General features: G+C 62.2%; 19 protein-coding genes. 1 reads left to right on the forward strand and 18 read right to left on the reverse strand.

Annotated features, from left to right (window positions below):
• Positions 1–62: 62 nt before the first annotated feature.
• The 18 genes from IAE33_RS23165 to IAE33_RS23250 all read right to left on the reverse strand — a co-directional run bounded on the left by IAE33_RS23165 (position 63) and on the right by IAE33_RS23250 (position 17,737).
• The gene (locus tag IAE33_RS23165; RefSeq protein WP_201165471.1) at positions 63–935 is read right to left on the reverse strand and encodes a transporter substrate-binding domain-containing protein; all 873 of its coding nucleotides are present in this window, start codon (positions 933–935) and stop codon (positions 63–65) included.
• Positions 932–1,705 (reverse strand): amino acid ABC transporter ATP-binding protein, encoded by a 774-nt coding sequence (locus tag IAE33_RS23170; RefSeq protein WP_201165472.1) that lies wholly within the window; start codon positions 1,703–1,705, stop codon positions 932–934. Before IAE33_RS23170 ends, IAE33_RS23165 begins: the two co-directional genes overlap by 4 nt.
• The gene (locus IAE33_RS23175) at positions 1,702–2,361 is read right to left on the reverse strand and encodes an amino acid ABC transporter permease (RefSeq protein WP_201165473.1); all 660 of its coding nucleotides are present in this window, start codon (positions 2,359–2,361) and stop codon (positions 1,702–1,704) included. The genes IAE33_RS23170 and IAE33_RS23175 overlap by 4 nt, the downstream gene beginning before the upstream one ends.
• A complete protein-coding gene (locus IAE33_RS23180; protein WP_201165474.1) occupies positions 2,342–3,007 on the reverse strand; it encodes an amino acid ABC transporter permease in 666 nt (221 codons plus the stop codon). The genes IAE33_RS23175 and IAE33_RS23180 overlap by 20 nt, the downstream gene beginning before the upstream one ends.
• A 205-nt stretch (positions 3,008–3,212) precedes the next feature.
• Complete coding sequence (locus tag IAE33_RS23185; RefSeq protein WP_201165475.1) at positions 3,213–3,998, reverse strand: MetQ/NlpA family ABC transporter substrate-binding protein; 786 nt, start codon at positions 3,996–3,998, stop codon at positions 3,213–3,215.
• A gap of 175 nt (positions 3,999–4,173) precedes the next feature.
• Positions 4,174–5,004, reverse strand: coding sequence for a sigma 54-interacting transcriptional regulator (locus tag IAE33_RS23190; protein ID WP_060480852.1), 831 nt, complete (start codon positions 5,002–5,004; stop codon positions 4,174–4,176).
• Positions 5,005–5,067: 63 nt separating this feature from the next.
• Complete coding sequence (locus IAE33_RS23195; RefSeq protein ID WP_201165476.1) at positions 5,068–5,649, reverse strand: alpha/beta hydrolase; 582 nt, start codon at positions 5,647–5,649, stop codon at positions 5,068–5,070.
• 211 nt (positions 5,650–5,860) lie between these two features.
• Positions 5,861–6,262: an ExbD/TolR family protein gene (locus tag IAE33_RS23200; protein WP_201165477.1), complete on the reverse strand. Its 402-nt coding sequence runs from the start codon at positions 6,260–6,262 to the stop codon at positions 5,861–5,863.
• A gap of 1 nt (position 6,263) precedes the next feature.
• Positions 6,264–6,983, reverse strand: coding sequence for a MotA/TolQ/ExbB proton channel family protein (locus IAE33_RS23205; protein WP_201165479.1), 720 nt, complete (start codon positions 6,981–6,983; stop codon positions 6,264–6,266).
• A gap of 32 nt (positions 6,984–7,015) precedes the next feature.
• Entirely contained in the window at positions 7,016–7,822 is an 807-nt protein-coding gene (locus IAE33_RS23210; protein ID WP_201165480.1) for an energy transducer TonB, read from the reverse strand.
• 471 nt (positions 7,823–8,293) lie between these two features.
• Positions 8,294–9,268: a sulfate/molybdate ABC transporter ATP-binding protein gene (locus tag IAE33_RS23215; RefSeq protein WP_028632110.1), complete on the reverse strand. Its 975-nt coding sequence runs from the start codon at positions 9,266–9,268 to the stop codon at positions 8,294–8,296.
• Positions 9,269–9,271: 3 nt separating this feature from the next.
• Complete coding sequence (gene cysW, locus IAE33_RS23220; protein ID WP_028632111.1) at positions 9,272–10,144, reverse strand: sulfate ABC transporter permease subunit CysW; 873 nt, start codon at positions 10,142–10,144, stop codon at positions 9,272–9,274.
• Between the two features lie 11 nt (positions 10,145–10,155).
• A complete protein-coding gene (gene cysT, locus IAE33_RS23225) occupies positions 10,156–10,974 on the reverse strand; it encodes a sulfate ABC transporter permease subunit CysT (RefSeq protein ID WP_028632112.1) in 819 nt (272 codons plus the stop codon).
• Positions 10,975–11,074: 100 nt separating this feature from the next.
• Complete coding sequence (locus tag IAE33_RS23230) at positions 11,075–12,082, reverse strand: sulfate ABC transporter substrate-binding protein (protein WP_028632113.1); 1,008 nt, start codon at positions 12,080–12,082, stop codon at positions 11,075–11,077.
• 49 nt (positions 12,083–12,131) lie between these two features.
• Entirely contained in the window at positions 12,132–12,314 is a 183-nt protein-coding gene (oscA, locus tag IAE33_RS23235) for a sulfur starvation response protein OscA (RefSeq protein ID WP_012274726.1), read from the reverse strand.
• Between the two features lie 202 nt (positions 12,315–12,516).
• Positions 12,517–15,588 carry an efflux RND transporter permease subunit gene (locus tag IAE33_RS23240; protein WP_201165481.1) on the reverse strand — a complete coding sequence of 1,024 codons (3,072 nt, stop codon included), beginning with the start codon at positions 15,586–15,588 and terminating at the stop codon, positions 12,517–12,519.
• Positions 15,585–16,652: an efflux RND transporter periplasmic adaptor subunit gene (locus tag IAE33_RS23245; protein ID WP_201165482.1), complete on the reverse strand. Its 1,068-nt coding sequence runs from the start codon at positions 16,650–16,652 to the stop codon at positions 15,585–15,587. The genes IAE33_RS23240 and IAE33_RS23245 overlap by 4 nt, the downstream gene beginning before the upstream one ends.
• The gene (locus tag IAE33_RS23250) at positions 16,649–17,737 is read right to left on the reverse strand and encodes an efflux RND transporter periplasmic adaptor subunit (protein ID WP_201165483.1); all 1,089 of its coding nucleotides are present in this window, start codon (positions 17,735–17,737) and stop codon (positions 16,649–16,651) included. Before IAE33_RS23250 ends, IAE33_RS23245 begins: the two co-directional genes overlap by 4 nt.
• Before the next feature lie 183 nt (positions 17,738–17,920).
• Between IAE33_RS23250 and IAE33_RS23255 the strand changes: the two genes are divergently transcribed.
• Positions 17,921–18,376: an REP-associated tyrosine transposase gene (locus tag IAE33_RS23255; protein ID WP_201165488.1), complete on the forward strand. Its 456-nt coding sequence runs from the start codon at positions 17,921–17,923 to the stop codon at positions 18,374–18,376.
• The last annotated feature ends 221 nt before the right edge of the window (positions 18,377–18,597 follow it).

An 18,597-nucleotide genomic window follows, 5' to 3' on the forward strand; every position in this document is an offset into this window, starting at 1 on the left:
TCTTGGTGGTGGGGGTGGGGGTTTCCGCGGGGGGCGCCCCCCCCCCCCCCCGGCCAGCCCGTTCACCCCTGCCACTTGCCGCCTTCTACGATCACGCTCTCGGGCTTGGTGTCGTCGCTCAGTTCCTTGCGTACATATTGGTCATACAGTTTCAGCAGGAACTTCTCTTCGCCCAGCTTGGCCAGCTCGGCGTTCACCCAGTCGCGCAGTTCGGTGTTGCCCTTCTTCACCGCCGGCGCAATGGGCGCCTCATCGCCCAGCAACTCAGGCAATACACGGTAGCCCGGGTTTTGCTTGGCCCAGCTGAACAGGATCAGGTTGTCCTGGGCGTAGGCATCGCCACGGCCGGTGGCTAAGGCCTGGAGCGACTCGCTGTTCTTCTCGAACTTCAACAGCTTCCAGTCCGGATGATGCGTTGTCAGCCAGATATCAGCTGTGGTGCCCGTGGTGACGATAATGGTCTTGTCGGCCAGGTCGTCGAGTTTCTGCACTGGGCTGCCATCGGCAACAATGGCTTGTACCGCCACCCGCAAGTTAGGGTTGGTGAAATCCACGGCCTCTTTACGTTCGGGGGTCACGGTCATGTTGGCAAGGATCAGGTCCACCTTGTCGCTCTGCAGGAAGGGGATACGGCTGGCCGGCTCCACGGCAACAAACTCGACCTTGTTCTCGTCACCCAGCAGGTCCTTGGCCAGGCGACGGCCAATGTCGGTATCGAAGCCAACGTAGCGGCCCTTTTCGTCAACGAAACCAAACGGCGGCTTGTCGGTGAATACCCCGACGATCAGCTTGTCCCTGGCCTTGATGGTTTCCAGGTAACTGGTAGCCGGTGATGCCACACCGGGTTTGGGCGGCTCTTCGGCCTTGTTGCAGCCGGCAAGCAGGGCAAGGCCCAGGAGGGGTGCGAGCAGTTTGGTGTAGTGGGCAATTCTCATGACAGTTCCTTGTGCAATGTTTTCGGCAGGGTTTCTACGAAGGAGAATTTCTCCAGGAACTGCTGCGCGCGTGCGGTTTGCGGTTGGGTGAAGAAGCTCTCGGGGTCGCCCTGTTCAAGGATCCTGCCGGCCTCCATGAACACGATGCGGTCGGCCACCGCGCGAGCGAAGGCCATTTCGTGGGTAACAATCAGCAAGGTCATGCCGTCACGGGCCAGGCCCTGGATCACGTGCAGCACTTCCTTGACCATTTCCGGGTCGAGCGCTGCGGTGACCTCGTCGAACAGCATCACGTCGGGGTTCATGCACAGCGAGCGCACGATCGCGATGCGCTGCTGCTGGCCGCCAGACAACTGCCGGGGAAAGGCGTCGCGCTTGTCCAGCAGGCCGACACGCGCCAGCAATGCCTCGGCCTGGGCCTGGGCCTCACCGCGTTCACGCCGTTGCACCTTCAACGGGCCCAGCAGCAAGTTATCCAGCACGCTCATGTGGCCAAACAGGTGGTAGCTCTGGAACACCATGCCGACACGCTGGCGAACCGCGCGCCAGTCCGTACCGGGCGCCAACAGCGCCTGCCCGGCAAGGCGCAACTGGCCGCTGTGGGCCTGCTCCAGGCCGTTGAGGCAACGCAGCAGCGTGCTCTTGCCGCAACCGCTGGGGCCGAGGATGACCACGACTTCCCCGGCGGCCACTTTCAGGTCGACGTTTTCGAGCACCTGGTGCTCACCGAAATACTTGTTGAAACCCTGAAATTCGATCAATGCGTTCATGAGTGGGCCCAGCGCCGCTCCAGCACGCGTGAAGCGGCCGACAATGGATAACAGACGATGAAAAAGAACAGAAACAGCGCCCCGTAGATAAGCACCGACTCGTAGGTGCGCTCGATGATTTGCTGGCCCGCCTTGATCACTTCGACCACGCCGATCAACACCGCCAGCGAACTGGTCTTGATGATCCGCGTGTAGATATTGATGGTGGGCGGGGTCATGCGCTTGAGCGCCTGCGGCAGCAGCACGTAGCTGTAAAGCTGCCACCCCGCCAGGCCGATCGACAGGCCCGCTTCACGCTGACCGCGTGGCAGTGAGCGCAGCGCGCCGCGTACCACCTCGCCGACTTCACTGGCACCCCACAGGCCCAGTACCAGTACGGCGCACCAGAAGCTGGGAATGCTGATGGCAAAAAAGATCGGCAAGCCGAAAAACACCAGGTACAGCCACACCAGGACCGGGATGGCGCGAAACAGCTCCAGGTACACCTGCAGCGCGATATCCAGCACACGGCTGCCCAGGGTTGCCAGTACGCCGTACAGCACACCCCCCAACGTCGCGAATACAATGCCCAGCGCAGAAATAGCCAAGGTTTGCGCGGCGCCGCCTGCCAGCTGCGGCAGCGCCTGGATCAACAGCTCAATTGCCGAACTGGCCATCTTGCAGCCTCCGTTCCACGTGACGCAGCAGCAATGAAAGGGGCAGGAACAGCAACACGCAGAGCAGGGTCAGCACCGTGAGCATTTCGTAGGTCTTGTAGTACAGGGCAATGTAGTTCTTGGTGGTGTAGAGGATCTCTGGCACCGCCACCGCCGATACCACTGTGGTTTCCTTCAACAGGAAGATGAAATTTGCGAACAGTGCCGGCAGGCTGAGGATGCCAGCTTGGGGCAGTACCACGTGGCGCAGCAACTGCCCTTCAGACAGCCCGATGGAGCGCCCGGACTCAAGCTGCGCCTTGGGGACGGCTTCGACACCGGCTCTGAGCACCTCGGTCAAGTAGGCGCCGCCCATGAAGGTCATGGTGATGATCGCGGCTGCAAACCCGGAAACCTTCACACCCAAGCTTGGCAGGGCGAAGTAGATGAAGAACAGCTGGATCAGTAGCGGTGTATTGCGTGCCAGTTCCACATAGGCTTTCACCAGCCGCCACAGGTAGGGAACACGCAGGACCAGCAAGCTGGCGTTGATCAGGGCAACCAGCAGTGACGTGGCAATGGCGATCAGGCCGACCTGCAACGTCACCCCAACGGCCTTGAGAAAAGTGGGTAGTGTGCTGAGGATGAAGGCGGTGTCGAGGGTCATGGGAGCATGTCTACAGGGTGAGTGGCGGCACGACAGATAGACTCTAATGCTCTAAAAGACTTTAGATAAATACCTTTATGGAATATCCATAGTTTGCGTATGAAGGGGGGCCAAACCGCCACCCGCAGCCCGCCCAATGCCCCAATAAATAAAAACGCCGACACATCAGTGTCGGCGTCAGGTCACACTACCAGCAGCAAACGCATCAGAACGCTGGCAGTACAGCACCCTGGTACTTCTTGGCGATGAATGCCTTCACCTCGGGGCTGGTCAGGGCCTTGGCCAGTTTCTGCATGGCGTCGCTGTTCTTGTTGTCCGGGCGGGCTACCAGGAAGTTCACGTAAGGCGAGTCGCTGCCTTCGATCACCAGCGCATCCTTGGCCGGGTTCAGGCCGGCTTCAAGGGCGTAGTTGGTGTTGATCATGTCCAGGTCCACCTGGTCCAGTACGCGGGGCAGCATGGCCGATTCAAGCTCGCGGAATTTCAACTTCTTGGGGTTCTCGGCGATGTCCTTGGGCGTTGCCAGGGCGTTTTTCGGATCCTTCAGGGTAATCAGGCCTTCCTTCTGCAGCAGCAGCAATGCACGGCCGCTGTTGCTGCCTTCGTTGGGGATGGCAACCGTGGCGCCTTCTGGCAGGTCTTTCAGGCTCTTGAATTTTTTGGAGTAGCCACCGAAGGGCTCCACGTGTACGCCGATCACGGTTTCCAGGTGCGTGCCCTTGCCCTCGTTGAAGCTCTGCAGGTACGGCAGGGTCTGGAAGTAGTTGGCGTCCAGACGCTTCTGGTCGACCTGCACGTTAGGCTGCACGTAGTCGGTGAAGACCTTGATCTGCAGGTCCACCCCTTCCTTGGCCAAGGTCGGCTTGATCAGCTCCAGGATCTCGGCATGGGGTACGGGGGTTGCAGCAACCACCAGTTTTTCGGCGGCAGCGGCCAGGCCGGCGAACGACAGGGCGGCAGCCAGGGCGGTGGTCAGCAGGGTCTTCTTCATGGTGATCCTTGTTCTGAATGCGGGCCATCGGCGATGGCAGATATATGTGCCTACCGACGATTCAGCGGGCGTGAGGCGGACAATACCTAGATTTTTTATGCCGGAACAATATCTTTTAATTAGCTGCTTATTCCAAAATCAAAATGCCACCTACCCATTTGCTTATTAGCGCGTGCTACCGCGCAGCGCTGGGCAAATCGAGGTCTTGAGGCAGGATCTCTTCCCCGTCGTTGACCAGCAAGGCAAAGTGGATGACGTTCTCCAGTTCCCGGGTATTGCCCGTCCAGGGGTGAGCCTCGAGTAACTGCTGCGCCGCCTCGCTCACCAGCGGTACCGGCCGTTGCAGGCGAACGCTGTAGATCCCCACGAAATACTCGGCCAACGCCAGGATATCGCCGGGCCGCTCGCGCAAGGGTGGCAACTCCAGCGCACCTTCGCGCAAGTATTGATACAGGCGCTCATTGAACCGCCCGGCCTTGACCACCCGGGCCAGGTCGATGCTGGTAGCAGCCACCAGGCGGACATCCACCGGCTGCGGCTTCTGCGCGCCTACCCGCGTCACTTCACGGTTCTCCAAGGCTGCCAGCAGCTTGCCCTGTATGGTCAACGGCAGGTCAGCAATTTCATCCAGGTACAGCGTGCCGCCGTTGGCCGAACCGAACCAACCGGCGCGGCTACTGGCCGTGCCCCCCTGGCTGCCGGCGCTGTAGCCGAACAGCTCGGCATCGGCGTAGGTCGCACTGATGGCGGCGCAGTTGACCGAGACGAACAGGCCGCTGCGGTCACTGGCGCGGTGGATCTGGCGGGCCAGCAGTTCCTTGCCCGAACCTGTTTCACCCCGGATGAGCACTGGCAATGGCAGTGGTGCCAGGCGTTCCAGGTCCTCACGCAGTTGCTGCGAGCGGGGGTCGATGAACACCAGGGCCTTGGCACGAATGCTCAGTGGGCTCTTGTCCAGTTCGGGAAAGGTCAGCAGCGGCTGGCCAAAAGGGTTTTGAAACGTCATGACAAACTCCCACACCGGCCCTGCTGGGCCCGGCTTCACGCCGACAATAAACAGAAAAGGCTGTCAGGCACGGCGCAGTGCGCGCTGCTCCACCCGGCTTTGCAGGCGGTACAGGTAAGCGAAACCGCCCTCCCAGCGCTCATGGCCTGACTTCACGTTGATGTGCCCCGCATTGCTCAGCAACCCCGCTTCGGCACCCCAGGCCTGAGCCAGCGACAGCGCCCGCGGTACGCTCACCGCCGGGTCGTTGTCGGAGCTGACGACCTGGCTCGGAAACGGTAGTGGCGCGCCGGGGATGGGCGCGAAGTTGCGCAGCGCCGCCGCGCAGGTTGGCCGCTCCACATCGGCCGGCGCCACCAGCAATGCCCCCCGTACCCGCCGTAGCAGGCCGGGGCTGGCTTGCGCGGCCCAGTGGGCAACCGTGATGCAGCCAAGGCTGTGGGCAATCAGGATAACGGGCGAGCGCTCGGCGGCAATCGCCTGCTCCAGCGCCTGCACCCAGTCCTGGCGCTGCGGGGTGAGCCAGTCGTGCTGCTCCACCCGCGCGCTGTTGGGCAGGGTGCGCTGCCAGTGGCTCTGCCAATGGTTGTCTGGCGATCCTTGCCAGCCCGGCACAATCAGGTAACGAATAGACTCATTGCGCATGGGACGCCTCCAGGGGTGTTTGCGTGCTTGGAGACCAGTATAGGGTGGGGGTTATATTCGTAAAGGAATAAGAAGCTATTTGTTAATAACTAAAAGTTTAATCTGTGGGAGCGGGTTTACCCGCGAAGCCTTTTATCCACAGCGACAAAAAAAGGGCCATCCCCTGCCAAGAGATATGGCCCATAAGCATTGCCTGAAGAGGTTGATGGCATCAGCGCGCAGTAATGACCGCCAGTTTGCTGATGCCGGCACGTTCGATGGCGGCCATGGCGCGCGCCACCTCACCGTAGTTCACGCCATCATCGGCCTGCAGTTGCACACGCAGGCCAGCGTCCTTGGCCTTGGCGGCCTTGAGGCTGCCTTCCAGCGCGTCAGGCTGGATCTCGTCCTTGTTGATGAACAGCTTGCCGCTGCCATCGATGCTGACCACCAGCGGGTCCTTCTGCTCCACCGGGGCCACGGCCTCGGTCTTGGGCAGGTTGATGGGGATGGCATTGGTGAGCAGCGGTGCAGTGACGATGAACACCACCAGCAACACCAGCATTACATCCACCAACGGCGTCACGTTGATTTCGCTGAGGACTTCGTCGCTGTCCTGGGTCGAGAACGCCATGTCAGGAGGCCTCCTTCACGGGCTGGGTAAAGCCACCCTGGGGCTTGTGTACAGCCGGGTGTACCAATACGCGGAAGGCACTCTTCTGCGCCAGGCTGTAGAAATCGTGGGCGAAATCGTCCAGGTCAGCGGCTGTCAGCTTCAGGCGGCGCAGGAAATAGTTGTACACAAGCACCGCCGGTACGGCCACGGCGATACCCACGCCGGTAGCGACCAGTGCAGCGCCAATCGGCCCGGCTACGGTTTCCAGGCTCGCAGAGCCCGCCGCACTGATGCCCTTGAGCGCCTCCATGATGCCCCACACGGTGCCAAACAGCCCGATGAAGGGTGAGGTACTGCCGATGCTCGCCACCACCGCCAGGCCGGTTTCCAGCGAGCGCCGCTCACGCACGATCTGCTGGCGCAGGGCCCGCTCCAGGCGGTCCTGGTGATTGATGGCGTGGCTCAGGTCACTGGCCTGGGCATCGCCTACCGCGATGGCAGCGTAACCGGACTGCGCCACCCGTGCCGCAGGGCCTGGCAGCTCGTGGCTGAGTTCGGCAGCCGAGTCCAGGCTGGACGCCGCCCAGAATTGTTGATGGAAGCGTCTGTCCTGATTTTTCAGGCGCACGAACTGCAAGGTTTTCACCAGGGCCAGGCCCCAGGTGACGACGGAAAAGCCGACCAGCAACCAGATGACGGCGCTTTCTACGGACTCGAAGGGGGATGCCAGCACGCTCATGGGATGTCTTCCTGTGTTCTGCAAAGGGGGAGTTAGCGAAGCTTGAAGTCGATGGGCACACTGACCCAGCCGGTCTGGGCAACGTCACCCTGCTTGGCGGGGACGAAGCTCCAGCGCTTGACTGCAGCCAGGGCTGCGGCGTCCAGCGCATCACGGCCACTGCTTTTCTGGACCTGGATCTGCCCGGGCTTGCCGCTGGGCAGCACTTCTACACGCAACAGCACCGTGCCTTCCCAGCCCCGCCGTTGGGCCATCTGCGGGTAGTCCGGCGCCGGGTTCTTCAGGTAAGCGGCGTTGGCCGAGGCCGGTGTAACCGGCGCGGGCGCAGGTGGCGCTGGTGTGGCCGGGGCCGGGGCCGCGACCGGAGCTGGTGGTGGAGCCTCCACCGGCTTGGGCTTGGGTGGCGGCTTGGGCGCCTGCTTGACCACGGGTTTGGGCACGGGCTTGGGTTTTGGCTTGGGCTTGGCAGCCAGCTCGTCAACCACCGGCGGCGGAGGTGGCGGCTCGACCACCGGCGGTGCAGGTGCAGGCGGCGGGGGCTCGACCACAGGCGGTGCGGGTGCCGCGAACTCGATGGTCATGGGCGGCACCTGTGGCGGCACCACAGGCAGCTCGGGTGTGGGTGCTTGGCTGATCCAGTAAGCGGCAGCGCCGTGCAAGGCCAGCACCAGCAGCCCCAAGGCCAATTTGTCCCGCCGTTTGAGGCCGCTGACGGGTGAGCGTTGCAGGCGCAGTTGGCCAAGGGGAAGGCGCGCAGTGCGTCCAAGCTCGACCAGTTCGCCCGGTGCTGGGCGCCATGGCAGGTCGTAGGCCCTGACGGCCGAGTGGGCATTACCCATTGATGAAACTCCTGGGGCTGGATTCAGGTAAGTGGCTGAATCATCGGGCCAGAGGCATATCTCTGAAAGTAATGTTTAAATTTATTGTTATAACTTTATTGAATATTGGTTTGGTAGGGTTGCGCGAAGGGCCCAGTTTTACGGGGCTTTGCAGGCGGGGGGCTGAAATGATGCAACGTAGGCATTAAAACTATTCGTCAACGGCATGGAAGATGCCACCGTAGGAGCGACCGCTAGGTCGCGATGGGGTGTTGTAGGAGCGACCGCTAGGTCGCGATGGGATGCCGTAGGAGCGACCGCCAGGTCGCGATGGGCTGCCGTAGGAGCGACCGCTAGGTCGCGATGGGCTGCATAGCAGCCCTAAGGGCATAACCCGTACGGGGCTGCTGCGCAGCCCATCGCGACCTAGCGGTCGCTCCTACAACACCCCATCGCGACCTGGCGGTCGCTCCTACGCGCTCCTACGCGTCCCTACAACGGCAGCTTCGGCCGGAAGAAGAGGGTTTCGCCACGGGCCAGGTCGGTCAGGCTGTCGTGGTCCTTGACCACTTCGGCCTCGATCAGGTCGCTCTGCCCTTCCACCTTCAGGGTGACCCGCGTGGTGGCACCCAAGGGCCGGATGTCACGCACCTCGGCGGCCTGATGCCCTTCGGTTTCGTGCCGCGACAACGACACTTCGTGCGGGCGGAACAGCACATGGTGGCCCTCGCTCAATGCCAGGCGGTTCGAATCCCCGAGGAAGTGGTAGACGAAGTCGTTGGCCGGTTGCTCGTACACCTCACCTGGCGAGCCGATCTGCTCGATCACGCCCTTGTTCATCACCACAATGCGGTCAGCCACCTCCATGGCCTCCTCCTGGTCATGGGTGACAAACACCGACGTCAGGTTGATGTCCTCATGCAGCCGTGCCAGCCAGCGGCGCAGCTCCTTGCGCACCTTGGCGTCCAACGCCCCGAACGGCTCATCCAGCAACAGTACCTTCGGCTCCACCGCCAATGCCCGCGCCAGAGCGATACGCTGGCGCTGGCCACCGGACAGCTGTTCCGGGTAGCGGTCGGCCAGCCAGTCCAACTGCACCATGTTCAGCAGTTCATGCACCTTCTCGGCGATGCGGCTTTCACTCGGGCGCTCGCCCTTGGGCTTCATGCGCAGCCCAAAGGCGACGTTGTCGAACACGCTCATGTGGCGGAACAGCGCGTAATGCTGGAAGACGAACCCCACGTTGCGGTCACGCACGTCGTGGCCGGACACATCCTCGCCATGGAACACGATGCTGCCCTGGTCCGGGGTTTCCAGGCCGGCGATGATGCGCAGCAAGGTGGTCTTGCCGCAGCCCGACGGGCCAAGCAGGGCGACCAGCTCGCCACTGTTGATATCCAGGTTGATGTTGTCCAGGGCCTGGAAGCTGTTGAAGCGCTTGCTGACGTTACGAACTTCGATCGACATGAATCATTCCTCCGCGGCGCTGTGGCGCAGGCGGTTAATACGGTTCTCGCTCCACTGCTTGAGCAGCAGGATGAAGAGCGCCAGGATCAGCAACAGGCTGGCCACGCTGAAGGCCGCCACGTGGTTGTATTCGTTGTAGAGGATCTCCACATGCAGCGGCAAGGTGTTGGTCACACCGCGGATATGGCCGGACACCACCGACACCGCGCCAAACTCGCCCATCGCCCGCGCGGTACACAGCACCACGCCGTAGATCAGGCCCCATTTGATGTTGGGCAGGGTCACGTGCCAGAACATCTGCCAGCCATTGGCCCCCAGCAAACGTGCGGCTTCCTCTTCCTGCGTGCCCTGCTCCTGCATCAGCGGGATCAGCTCACGGGCCACGAACGGCACGGTGACGAAGATGGTGGCCAGGACGATGCCCGGCAGGGCGAAGACGATCTGGATGTCGTGGTCCTGCAGCCACGGGCCGAGCAGGCCCTGGGCGCCGAACATCAGCACGTAAACCAGGCCGGCGATTACCGGCGATACCGAGAACGGCAGATCGATCAGGGTGACCAGGATGCTTTTGCCACGGAAGCTGTACTTGCTGACGCACCATGCCGCGCTGACGCCGAACACCAGGTTGAGAGGCACCGATATCGCCACTGCAAGCAGGGTGAGCCGCAAGGCCGCCAGTGCGTCGGGTTCGAAGATGGCTTCGAAGAAGGTGCCGAAACCGTTTTTCAGCGCCTGCGATACCACAATCACCAGCGGCAGCAGCAGGAACAGCGCGAACACCAGCCAGCCAAGGCCGATGAGCACCCGGCGCGAGGTGGCGCTGCCGCGGCGGGCGGCATTGGCAGCGGCGGTTGCATTCAGGGATGAACTGGACATGCCGGCCTCCTTCAAGGGGTTTCGATGCGGCGCTGCAGCAGGTTGATCAGCAGCAGCAGGATGAAGGAAACCACCAGCATCAGCACGCCGATGGCGGTCGCGCCGGTGTAGTCGTACTGGTCGAGCTTGACCATGATCAGCAGTGGCAGGATCTCGGTCTTCATCGGCATGTTGCCGGCAATGAAGATGACCGAACCGTACTCACCCACGCCACGGGCAAACGCCAGGGCAAAACCGGTGAGCCAGGCTGGCAGCAATGCCGGCGCCAGCACATGGCGGAACACTTGCAGCGGCTTGGCACCCAGGCACGCAGCGGCTTCTTCAACCTCGCGTGGAATGTCGGCCAGCACCGGCTGCACCGTGCGCACCACGAACGGCAGGGTGACGAAGGTCAGCGCCAGGGTGATGCCCAGCGGGGTGTAGGCGATCTTGAAACCAAGGTCGGTGGCGAACTGGCCAACCCAACCGGCCGGCGCGTACAGGGCGGTCAGGGCGATACCGGCAACCGCGGTGGGCAGGGCGAACGGCAGGTCGATCATGGCGTCGATGATCTTGCGGCCGGGGAAGGTGTAGCGCACCAGCACCCAAGCCAGCAGGGTGCCGATCACGCCGTTGATGATGGCCGCGAACAGGGCAGTGCCAAAGCTCAGCTTCAACGCGGCGATCACTCGCGGCGCGCTGATGATGGTCCAGAACTGCTCCCAGGTGAGCTGGGCGGCATGCACGAACATGGCGGCCAGCGGTATCAGCACGATCAGGCTGAGGTACACCAAGGTGTACCCCAGCGTCAGCCCGAAGCCGGGTATGACGGGGGAAATGCGACGTGACATAAATATCCCTGGTTGAACGCACGAGGCCCGGCAGTCATGCCGGGCCGGTGCTGGCTTTCGATTCTGGGGCTGTCACACAGCCCCGCATCATCCTGGCCGCTTACTGTGCCTGATAGATCTGGTCGAAAACACCGCCATCATTGAAGAACTTGGGTTGCGCAGTCTTCCAGCCACCGAAGTCCTTGTCGATCGTCACCAGGTCCAGTTTCGGGAACTGCTTGCCGAACTCGGCCGCCACCTTCTCATCACGCGGGCGGTAGAAGTTCTCGGCGGCGATCTTCTGCCCAGCCGGGCTGTACAGGTGTTTCAGGTACTCGGTGGCAATTTCCGTATTACCCTTTTTCTCGGCGTTCTTGTCCACCACCGCAACCGGTGGTTCAGCCAGGATCGACAGCGACGGCACCACGATGTCGAACTTGTCGGCGCCGCCGTCTTCCTTCAGCGCCAGGAACGCTTCGTTTTCCCAGGCCAGCAGCACATCGCCCTGGCCATTGTTGACGAAGGTGATGGTGGAGCCACGCGCCCCGGTATCCAGCACCGGCACGTGCTTGAACAGTTCCTGCACGTAGGCTTTGGCTTTCTCTTCGCTGCCACCGGTTTTCAGGCCATAGGCCCAGGCCGCCAGGAAGTTCCAGCGTGCGCCGCCGGAAGTCTTCGGGTTGGGCGTGATCACCGAGACGTCTTTCTTGATCAGGTCGCCCCAGTCCTTGATGCCCTTGGGGTTGCCCTTGCGCACCAGGAACACGATGGTGGAGGTATAGGGGGTGCTGGCATCGGGCAGGCGCTTCTGCCAGTCCTCGGGCAGGGTCTTGCCCAGTTTCGCGATTTCGTCGATATCACCGGCCAGGGCCAGGGTTACCACGTCGGCACGCAACCCGTCGATCACCGCACGGCCCTGCTTGCCCGAGCCGCCGTGGGACTGCTGGATTTTCACCTTGTCGTCCGGGTGGGACTGCTGCCAGTGCTTGATGAATTCGGCGTTGTACTGCTGGTACAGCTCACGGGTGGGGTCGTAGGACACGTTCAGCAGTTCGTAGTCCTTGGCGACGGCGGAACCGGCAAAAACAGCGCTGGCCAGGGCGGCGAGTGCATAGCGGCGGATGGACATGGTGAAGCTCCCGATTGGCATTTTTCTAGTTCTGAAGGGTATGGCGGGTTCAGCTGGGCTTGTTGCCAGGCTGTTGCAGGCGGAATTTTTCCTTGCGTTCGATCTGCACCACCTGGGCGTTGTGCACGGTGATCTCCACCGCACCGAAACGCAGGTCGCGCAGGGCGCTCTGGATTTCCCGCAGGATGGTGGCTTCGTCCTGACCGTCGATACTGCGCAGCGATGCACTCATGCTCGTTCTCCTTGGAGTGAGGTGCCGGGCTGAGAGATGGGAAGGGGAATGCGCCTGGCTTGAGGGCAATAGTAGTGAGGCGGGGATATTCTTAAAAATACTGTTTAAGAATGTTTATATAACCAAAAATCTTAGGCCGGTTTTCAGGTGAGAAACCTGATCCCTGTGGGAACGGGCTGGCCCGCTCCCACAGGTTTTCATGTCAGGTTGGGCGCTGTGCTTGCGTAGTATTTTCAGGCTCGCGGATCTTGTACCACGCCACATACAGCGCCGGCAGGAACAACAGCGTCAGCAAGGTGGCGACGATGATGCCACCGATCATGGCGTAGGCCATCGGCCCCCAGAACACTTCCCGGGCAATCGGGATCATGCCCAGGCTCGCGGCGGCTGCCGTCAGCAGGATCGGCCTGCGACGGTGGTTGGTAGCCTCCACCACGGCGTCCCACGGCGAGAAGCCCTGCGCTTCGAACTCGTCGATCTGCGTCACCAGAATCACCGAGTTACGAATGATGATGCCTGCCAGCGCCAGGATGCCGAGAATCGCCACGAAGCCCATCGGCGTACCCGTAGGAACCAGCGCCAGCACCACGCCAATCAGCCCCAACGGTGCCACGCTGACCACCAGGAACAGCTTCTGCACGCTGTGCAGCTGAATCATCAGGAAGGTTGCCATCAGGAACAGCATCAGCGGAAGCACCTTGGCGATCGGGCCTTGCGCCTTGCCGCTCTCCTCTACGGTGCCGCCGGTGGCTACCTCGTAACCGGTCGGCAACTCGCTGGCGAATTTCTCGATATCGGGTTTCAGTTGCGCCACCAGGTCGGTCGGCTGGATATCGCCATTGACCGACGCCTTGAGGGTAATGGTGGGCTTGCGGTCACGGCGCCACACCAGCGGCTGTTCCAGCTCGTAGCGCACCGTGGCGAACGCCAGCAGCGGGATGGAGGTGCCGCTGGGGGTTAGGATCTGCAGGTTCTGCAAGGTATCCGGCGAGCCACGCTCGCTGTCCACGGCACGGGCAACCACGTCGATCAGGTAGATATCGTCGTTGACCTGGGTGACCGGCACACCGGTGACGATGCTGTTCATCACGTTGGCCACGTCTTCCGAAGACAGCCCCAGCTGGCGTGCCTTGTCCTGGGCGATCTCGATGCGCAGCACCTTACCGGGCTCGTTCCAGTCGTAGATCATCTCGCCAACATTGGGGTTCTTGTCCAGCAAGGTAGCCAGTTCGATGGCGTGCTTGCGCACCTGGTCGATGTCCTTGCCACTGACCCGGTACTGGATGGGGCGGCCAACAGGCGGGCCCATCTCCAGTGACTGCACGTTGGAACCGATGCCCACGAAGTCTTCACGCAGGCGCTTCTGCAAGCGGGCGATCAGCTCGCCGCGCTGCTCCAGGCCTTTGCTGACGATGACCAACTGGGCGTAGTACGGGTTCTGCAACTGTTGGTCCAGCGGCAGGTAGAAGCGCACCGCGCCCTCGCCGATATAGGTGCTCCAGTGGTCGATGTCTTCATCGTCCTTGAGCGTCGCTTCCAGGCGGTCGACCACCTTGCGCGTCTCTTCGATAGAGGCGTTCTGCGGCAGGTTGAGGTCGACCAGGATCTCCGGGCGGTCCGAGGCCGGGAAGAACTGGTTCTGCACATACCGCATGCAGAACACCGACAGCGCGAACAGCACCACCGTGCCGATGATGGTCAGCCAGCGGTGGCGCATACTCCACAGCAGGCCATGTTCGAAAGCGCGGCCCACCCTGCCCGGCTGGTTGTCATGGGCCTTCATTTTCTTGGCATTGAGAATATGCACGCCAAGCACCGGCGCGAAGAACACGGCCACCACCCAGGACACCAGCAACGCCACGGCAATCACTGCAAACAGGGTGAAGGTGTATTCCCCTGCCGAACTGGCATTGAGGCCAATGGGCACGAAGCCTGCCACGGTCACCAAGGTGCCGGTGAGCATGGGGAATGCAGTAGAGGTGTAGGCGAACGTGGCCGCCTGCTCCCTGGTCTCGCCCATTTCCAGGCGCGTGACCATGACCTCCACGGTGATCATGGCATCGTCCACAAGCAACCCCAGCGCGATAATCAGCGCCCCCAGCGAGATGCGCTGCATGGTGATGCCGCTGTACTCCATGAACACGAACACCATGGCCAGCACCAGCGGTATCGAACACGCCACCACCAGGCCTGCGCGTACGCCCAGGCTGACGAAGCTTACCGCCAGCACGATGATCACCGCCTCGAACAGCGCACTGGTAAAACCGCCGACCGCCTTCTCGACCACCACCGCCTGGTTGGACACCGTGTGCACGTCAACGCCTACGGGTAGCTCATGGGTGATGCGCTGCATGGTCTCTTTGAGCGCTGTACCGAACACCTGGATGTTGCCGCCTGCCTTCATGCCGATGGCCAGGCCCAGTGCCGTTTGCCCGTTGTAGCGGAACATCGGTGACGGCGGGTTGCTGTAGCCGCGCTCCACATCGGCGATATCCGCCAGCCGGAAGAAGCGGTCATTGATGCGCAGGTTGACGTTCTGCAGGTCTTTCTCAGAGGCAAACTGCCCGGTGGTGCGCACCGATATGCGCTCTGGCCCGGCTTCGATCACCCCGGCCGGCGTTACCGTATTCTGCGCCTGCAACGCCTGCATCACCTGGCGCTGGTCGATACCCAGCGCAGCCAGCTTGCGCGTGGAGAAATTCAGGTACAGCACCTCGTCCTGAATGCCGACCATCTCGATCTTGCCGATGTTGGGCACTTCCCGCACTTCGGCCCGCGCCCGCTCCACGTAGTCGCGAAGCTGGCGCAAGCTAAGCCCGTCGGCGGTAAAGGCATAGATCGAGCCAAACACGTCGCCGAACTCGTCGTTGAAGCCAGGGCCCTGAATGCCGTCGGGGAAGTCACCGCGGATGTCCTGGATCTTCTTGCGCACCTGGTACCAGATCTGCGGAATGTCGCCGGCCTTGGTGGTGTCGCGCAGGTAGACGAACACCGTCGACTCCCCGGGGCGCGTGTAGCTTTTGGTGTAGTCGAGCGAGTCCAGTTCCTCGAGCTTCTTCTCGATGCGGTCGGTGACCTGCAACAGGGTCTCGTCCTGGGTAGCGCCTGGCCAGCGGGTCTGGATGACCATGGTCTTGATGGTGAAGGACGGGTCCTCCTCACGGCCCAGGTTGAAGTACGAGAAGATGCCCATCAGCAGGCCAACGAACATCAGGTACCAGACGAACGACTGATGCTTGAGCGCCCACTCGGACAGGTTGAAGCTTCCTTTCATTGCGCGTCCTCGTCGAAGGCGACTTTCTGGCCAGGCTTGAGGCTGTTGACGCCGGCGATCACCACTCGCTCGGCAGGCTGCACGCCGGCGGACACGACAATGCTGTCGCGGGTGCGGTCGATCAGGGTCACATCGCGCAGGGCGACGGTTTTTTGCTGCGGGTCGATGACCCACACCTGGGTTTTGCCCTCGCGCTCCAGCAATGCGGTGGCGGGCAGTTCGCTGCGGGGGGTGACCTGCGAGCTCAGGGTGACGCTGATGGCCGTGCCCAGGTGAAACGCCGCAGGGGTACTGGCCAGCGTAAGCCGCGCACGGCGGGTACGGGTGGTGGCATCGGCCCTGGGCTCCAGCTCGCGCAAGGTGGCTGTGGTGCTGAGCGCAGGGTCAAGCTGCGAGGCGACGATGAAGGTCAGGTCGGGGTTCAACTGCTCGGCAATGCCGATTGGCAAATCGATCACGGCTTCCTTCACATCGGGCCGGGCCAATGTGACCACGGCCTGGCCGGCAGTAACGGTTTGCCCCGCTTCGGCCTGCCAACGGGTGATAACGGCACCGTGATCACTGCGCAGGGTGCTGTAGCCCAGCTGGTCACGGGCCTGGTTGACCGAGGAACGGGCCTGTTCCAGCGACGCACCGGCGGTTTTCAGGTTGGTCTGCGCGATGTCCAGCTGCGCCTGGGCCCCTACGCCCCGGTCGTACAGCTGCTGCTGCCGGCGGGCATCGGCCTGGGCGTTTATCCACTGCGCCTGAACGCGGGCCAGGTCACCCTCGGCTGCGCGCAGTTGGTTCTGCTGGTCGGTCGGGTCCAGGGTGGCCAGGGTGTCGCCAGGCCTGACCTGTGCGCCTACATCCAGCCACCTGCGGGCGATACGGCCGCCGACACGAAAGCCCAAGGTGCTCTCATAACGCGCCTCGATCACCCCGGCGAACCGGCCCAGCAAGGCTTCCACCTGGGGCTGCACCACCACGGACAGTACCGGGCGGACAGGGTCGGCGGGCGGCTCGTCTTCACTGCAACCGGCCAGCAGCAGGCCTGCGCACATCACCCACAGCAGCGGTTTCATAGCGGGCTCTCCGCAGCATCGGCTGCCACCTTTTCCACCTGCATGCCGGGGTGCAGCAATTGCCCACCGGTAACCACCACGGTTTCGCCGCTTTCAAGGCCCTTGCCGATCACCACCTTGCCGGTGAGATAGCGGCTGACTTCGACTTCACGCAACTGCACCTCGTCACCCTCGCCTACCACCCATACGGCTGGCTGCTTGATGCCCTTGGTCAAGGCCGACCAAGGCAACTCCACGCTGGATTTGCCCCGGCCCTGGGTGCTCACCGTCACCGGTGCCCCCAACTGCATGGCCGCCGGTACATCCTTCAGCCCGACCTTCACCTGCACCGTGCCGCTCTGGGCAGAAACGGTGGGGGTGATCTCGCGCACGGCGCCCCGGGCCTGCACCTTGGGATCGTCCAGCAGGCTTACCACCACGCTGGCATCACTCGGCTGGGCCGCCAGCAGGGATTCGTAGACGTTGAACACGGCATCACGGTCGCCGTCACGGGCCAGGCCGAAAATCGGCATGGTCGCCTGCACCACCTGCCCGACTTCAGCCTGGCGCTCGGTGATTACACCGTCCGCTTCAGACACCAGCGCCGTGTAGCTCAACTGCTCGTTGGCATTGGCCAGTTGTGCCTGGGCGGCCTTGAGGGCGCTCTGGTTGCTGCGCAGGGCGGCCTCGGCGGCGTCGTATTCACTCTGGCTGGTATAGCCTTTGGGCAGGAGTTTCTGTTGGCGCACAAAAGCGGCTTGCGTCTGGGTGACCCGCGCCTGGGCAGCAAACACCTCAGCCTTGGCAGAGGTGACGTTGTTCTGCAGGTCTTTAGGGTCCAGCCGCGCCAACACCTGGTTGGCCTTGACATGGTCCCCCACATCCACGCTGCGCGAAATGATCTTGCCACCCACGCGGAACGACAGGTCCGTCTGCACGCGCGCCTGTACGTCGCCGGTCAGAGTGACCCGCGCAGCGAAGTCGGCAGGCTGCACCTGCTGCACGCCTACCCGGGGCAGCGTTGGCGGCAGTTCTTCCTGGCTACAGCCGGCAAGCGCACACAGCAGCCCCAGGCCCACCACCGATAGCGCACGCGTCAACGTCATGCAGGCTCCTTTCTTGCGCGCAAAAGATTCTTGGCATGCGACTGTTAGCGTAGGTCAGGGTTCGATAAAGATCATCGACATGTTGCTTGCCTCGTACCTGGCATATTCAGAAACCCTCTACTTCGTCCCTGTTCCTGGCCTGCACTAACCTGAACAGTGAACCACCCTGCAAGGAAGAACTGATTGCCCAGGGCTAACTCCCAACTGCTTCGTCGCGGCCGTTTCTCAGAACCTGGCAGGCTGTATCTGCTGACCACGATCACGCACGGGCGTAAGCCCCTCTTTCACAATTTCGCTCATGCGAGGCTGGTCATCCAGCACCTGTACCAGTCGGACAAGGAGCAAAGCTGTCGTTCCCTCGCCTGGGTGTTGATGCCAGACCACTTGCATTGGCTCATACAATTGGAGAACGCAACGCTAGGTACATTGATGCGCAGGTTCAAATCCAGGTCCAGTCGCGCATTGCACCAGGCAGGGCTTGAGCATGATCCAGTGTGGCAACCTGGGTATCAGGATCGAGCTCTGCGACGGGAGGAAAGCATCGTGCATGTGGCCCGGTACATCGTCGCCAACCCCTTGCGGGCTGGCTTGGTGAGGCGTATCGGGGACTACCCACACTGGGATGCGGTATGGCTCTGAGTCATGACTTCAGGCATTCGCGGGTAAACCCGCTCCCACAGAGGCACCCCACACTGCTAGTCAGAAAAATTGCGCAATCCTTGTAGGTGAAACTGTCTTCCACAAGATCTCAAAGCTGGCGCAATCACTTTGGGAACAACTGTCTTCCGCAAGATCTCAAAGTTGGCGCCATCACTGTGGGAGCGGGTTTACCCGCGAACACCGGCGAAGCCGGTGCCATG

This window comes from Pseudomonas sp. S60 (assembly GCF_016647865.1).
GTDB classification, from domain to species: Bacteria; Pseudomonadota; Gammaproteobacteria; order Pseudomonadales; family Pseudomonadaceae; genus Aquipseudomonas; species Aquipseudomonas parafulva.

Excerpts from the sequence above, each read along its gene's own strand:
- IAE33_RS23200 (WP_201165477.1), bottom strand. The coding sequence starts at position 6,262 with ATGGCGTTCTCGACCCAGGACAGCGACGAAGTCCTCAGCGAAATCAAC.
- IAE33_RS23185 (WP_201165475.1), bottom strand. The coding sequence starts at position 3,998 with ATGAAGAAGACCCTGCTGACCACCGCCCTGGCTGCCGCCCTGTCGTTC.
- IAE33_RS23175 (WP_201165473.1), bottom strand. The coding sequence starts at position 2,361 with ATGGCCAGTTCGGCAATTGAGCTGTTGATCCAGGCGCTGCCGCAGCTG.
- IAE33_RS23195 (WP_201165476.1), bottom strand. The coding sequence starts at position 5,649 with ATGCGCAATGAGTCTATTCGTTACCTGATTGTGCCGGGCTGGCAAGGA.
- IAE33_RS23215 (WP_028632110.1), bottom strand. The coding sequence starts at position 9,268 with ATGTCGATCGAAGTTCGTAACGTCAGCAAGCGCTTCAACAGCTTCCAG.
- cysW (WP_028632111.1), bottom strand. The coding sequence starts at position 10,144 with ATGTCCAGTTCATCCCTGAATGCAACCGCCGCTGCCAATGCCGCCCGC.
- IAE33_RS23180 (WP_201165474.1), bottom strand. The coding sequence starts at position 3,007 with ATGACCCTCGACACCGCCTTCATCCTCAGCACACTACCCACTTTTCTC.
- IAE33_RS23230 (WP_028632113.1), bottom strand. The coding sequence starts at position 12,082 with ATGTCCATCCGCCGCTATGCACTCGCCGCCCTGGCCAGCGCTGTTTTT.
- oscA (WP_012274726.1), bottom strand. The coding sequence starts at position 12,314 with ATGAGTGCATCGCTGCGCAGTATCGACGGTCAGGACGAAGCCACCATC.
- IAE33_RS23205 (WP_201165479.1), bottom strand. The coding sequence starts at position 6,983 with ATGAGCGTGCTGGCATCCCCCTTCGAGTCCGTAGAAAGCGCCGTCATC.
- IAE33_RS23165 (WP_201165471.1), bottom strand. The coding sequence starts at position 935 with ATGAGAATTGCCCACTACACCAAACTGCTCGCACCCCTCCTGGGCCTT.
- IAE33_RS23240 (WP_201165481.1), bottom strand. The coding sequence starts at position 15,588 with ATGAAAGGAAGCTTCAACCTGTCCGAGTGGGCGCTCAAGCATCAGTCG.
- IAE33_RS23170 (WP_201165472.1), bottom strand. The coding sequence starts at position 1,705 with ATGAACGCATTGATCGAATTTCAGGGTTTCAACAAGTATTTCGGTGAG.
- IAE33_RS23245 (WP_201165482.1), bottom strand. The coding sequence starts at position 16,652 with ATGAAACCGCTGCTGTGGGTGATGTGCGCAGGCCTGCTGCTGGCCGGT.
- IAE33_RS23190 (WP_060480852.1), bottom strand. The coding sequence starts at position 5,004 with ATGACGTTTCAAAACCCTTTTGGCCAGCCGCTGCTGACCTTTCCCGAA.
- IAE33_RS23250 (WP_201165483.1), bottom strand. The coding sequence starts at position 17,737 with ATGACGTTGACGCGTGCGCTATCGGTGGTGGGCCTGGGGCTGCTGTGT.
- IAE33_RS23210 (WP_201165480.1), bottom strand. The coding sequence starts at position 7,822 with ATGGGTAATGCCCACTCGGCCGTCAGGGCCTACGACCTGCCATGGCGC.
- cysT (WP_028632112.1), bottom strand. The coding sequence starts at position 10,974 with ATGTCACGTCGCATTTCCCCCGTCATACCCGGCTTCGGGCTGACGCTG.